Origin of the sequence: Acidithiobacillus albertensis (genome assembly GCF_001931655.1) — a bacterium.
GTDB lineage: Bacteria > Pseudomonadota > Gammaproteobacteria > Acidithiobacillales > Acidithiobacillaceae > Acidithiobacillus > Acidithiobacillus thiooxidans.
In genome coordinates this window covers 1-2792 of sequence record NZ_MOAD01000082.1, presented here as the reverse complement: position 1 = coordinate 2792, position 2792 = coordinate 1, and the positions used below count along the sequence as shown (strand labels likewise).

Sequence of the window (2792 nt, the reverse complement as noted above, 5' to 3'; positions counted from 1 at the left end):
GCGTCATCGCTTCCGGCTTACTCTGCGTGGTCAATTCTACCAGACGGGCCACATCCATTTTCACCGGAGGGGCGCCGCGCGGTAAATCGCGTTCAATGCCCGACAAGCGGTGTTCCAGATAACGCTTGCGCCAACGTGCGACTTGCAGGCAGGCGATCCACCCCCAGGCGCTCCGCAATTTCCTTGTTCTGCAAGCCCTCTGCCGCCAGCAATATCATCCGTGCCCGTAATGACAAGCGGACACTGCTTAATCGGGAGGAGACTATACGGGACAACTCGGACCGCTCTTCGCTGGTTAAAGTGACTGTGGGCGCAACTCGCAAGGCTCGACTCCATTCATACCCTCAACATGGAGCTATTTTATCATCATTAACCTTAAGGTTCACCAAGAATGCAACACTACACTAGCCTATATCAGTCACGCGATATGCGCCGTGGATAATGGTCGTGTTGTGGGATACGACAACCAGCCCGGATACCACCATCGTCATTATTTGGGGGATATGCACCCGATAGATTTTGTCAGTTTTGAGGAAGTCGAAGCACGTTTTGAAGAGGATTGGATGGCCTTAAGGAGGCAATAAAATGTTACTGCAGGTAGCCAATGAAAAAATGTTCTTTGAACGGGGTAGGAAGATTGCTCGTACAGCGGATGCCAGACAGTCCATTTCCGAAGAAAAGATCATTAGTTTTGAAGGCGCCGCAGACTTGCTGCATTTGCTGACTACGGCCCGGCTTGCACTGATGCAAGTGGTGTTAGAGAGACCACTTTCCATTACAGAGATTTCGGAACGTCTTGGGCGGGATCGTAGTGCTGTGAAGCGGGATATAGATTTATTAGCGGATTCCGGACTGGTTATCGTGGAGGAAAAACCGTTGCCTGGTCACGGACGAAAAAAAGAAGTGAGGCCTGCCGCGCATTCTCTTCGCCTGGAGGCTGTATTAGCGTGACTGGGCATCTTCGTTTTGATCGTTATGTGTAGCGGCTTACAATCCAGATCCCAACGACTGGTCCATTTGTCCACGATCAGATACAGCATGACGCTCAGCCCAAAAACAGGCAAAAGGGTGGGCAGCACAGCACCAAAGAGAACTATTTCAACGGGCATGCTCAGCCTCCTTTTCAATAGAAAGGCGGCGGGAAACACTGGCTATCACATGAACATAAACACGAAACAAGGCATCGGGCGGCAAAATAGGGTGCAAAGTCTTATCAACGTTTTCTGTGGGCAAGCTGGCTGCAGCGTCTATCACCGCACATAACCGTTCCTCATAATTGGCCGACATGGGCATTACATATTTTTGCGGAAACGCATCAAACAGAGGAGTCACATATTGTGCTTCGTAGCGCTGCAAAGGTTGCTCACCTTCCATTTCTGCCTGTGCATGCAGCAAAATACGCAGCTGCAGGATCCCTTCGGCGAGATCGTCAAGGCGCATTGCTTCGTGCAGAATTTTCAGGTCACTCGCCTGATGCGGAGACAAATCTGCGGCCAATAAACGCAAATATTCACGACTTTCCGCTTGGAATTGATTGCGCAAGTTAAACAGTGGAGCTTGGGCTGCGACCCGGACAAGTCCGCGAAAGCGTTTCAGAATACGCTCTCGCTCCCAGCTATTACCTACTGGAAAAATGAGATAAAAAGCAATACCCACTATAAATACGGCCAGCAATTGTGCGATCCCATTATTCAGCAATGCAGTATAGGAAATTTCCTGCCCCTCTCCCGGAATAGCAAACAGGGGGAAAAATATACCAAAGCCCGCCGCTGTTCCTGACCACCGGGTACGCGTCAACAACCACGGAGGGATCAACAAAAAAGGCAACAGCGCAAGGGCCAGCATAGGAAAACCCGATATTCGGGGTAAAAACTCCAGACTGAACAGGAGAGCCGCGAGAAATGCCAAAAGCACACCGAACCCCATCTGCCGCACCGAGGCCAGCGGATTGGGAAAGGTGGAAAATAACGCGCTGAGGACTACGGCAAAAATGACGGCTTCGGGGCCAGAAGGCCACGCCGTGTTTAGCCAGAAAAGCGAAACCACCGCAACAACAACCATGCTGCGCAAGGCTGCACTCAAGGGCTGGGCTATTTCTGTAGGCGGACGGTCAAAAGAGGTGTGCCAATGTTTCCCTTGCACTCTGGCAATCGTCAGTGGTAAGGGAGGGATCGTTTTGATCGTCTCGGGACAAATCAATTGCCCATAACTGACCACATAGCGCCGGAGTTCAGCCAGAAAGCGGGTGAGTAACAGGATCAGACTATCGAGAGCCAGTCGTTGATCATAATTAAGTTCATCTTGCAAAGAGACCCGTAACTCATCTAACTGCTGTTCGGTCCTGTTTTGCAGAACCTGCAGATGGTTTTCTGCCTTAGGAATCTCACTATTCTGAAGTTGCTGTTGTATCTCCTGAAAATCCAGACGTATCGAATCGATCAAATTTTCAGTTTTGATACGCACCGGTGCGAGCGTATCGCGTCGCAATCTGCGAATATGACTGTTGAGTAAATGCAAAGAACCCGAAGCAAACATCATATTGGCAATCATTTCCCGGACACGGATGTTTTTGCTGCGTCCGCGTTTACTTTCAAACAGCGCCCCGGAACGGTAACTGTCCAACTGTAAAGTTTCCTGAATCCCTTCAAGATGCAGGGCAATCCAGTCAGCCCTCGGCACCCCTCCCTGCAGTACGCGCAAGGTATTGCGCAAAAAATGCTGCAGGCGCGTTTGTGCCGTATGCTGCAGCAGATCTTCCAGCGGTTGCGGAAATACAATGGCACTCATGACCG

3 protein-coding genes are annotated in these 2792 nt (G+C 50.6%); 1 reads left to right on the top strand and 2 read right to left on the bottom strand.

Annotated features, from left to right (window positions below; translation table 11 throughout):
* Positions 1–92 precede the first annotated feature (92 nt).
* Entirely contained in the window at positions 93–275 is a 183-nt protein-coding gene (locus tag BLW97_RS19280) for a helix-turn-helix domain-containing protein (RefSeq protein ID WP_143214992.1), read from the bottom strand.
* 310 nt (positions 276–585) lie between these two features.
* Here BLW97_RS19280 and BLW97_RS18105 point away from each other — a divergent pair, with 310 nt between their 5' ends.
* The gene (locus BLW97_RS18105; protein WP_075324173.1) at positions 586–951 is read left to right on the top strand and encodes an HVO_A0114 family putative DNA-binding protein; all 366 of its coding nucleotides are present in this window, start codon (positions 586–588) and stop codon (positions 949–951) included.
* A 147-nt stretch (positions 952–1098) separates the two neighbouring features.
* Here the strand turns inward: BLW97_RS18105 and BLW97_RS18100 are convergent.
* On the bottom strand, positions 1099–2792 hold a 1694-nt coding region (locus tag BLW97_RS18100), incomplete at its 5' end, for an FUSC family protein (protein WP_075324172.1).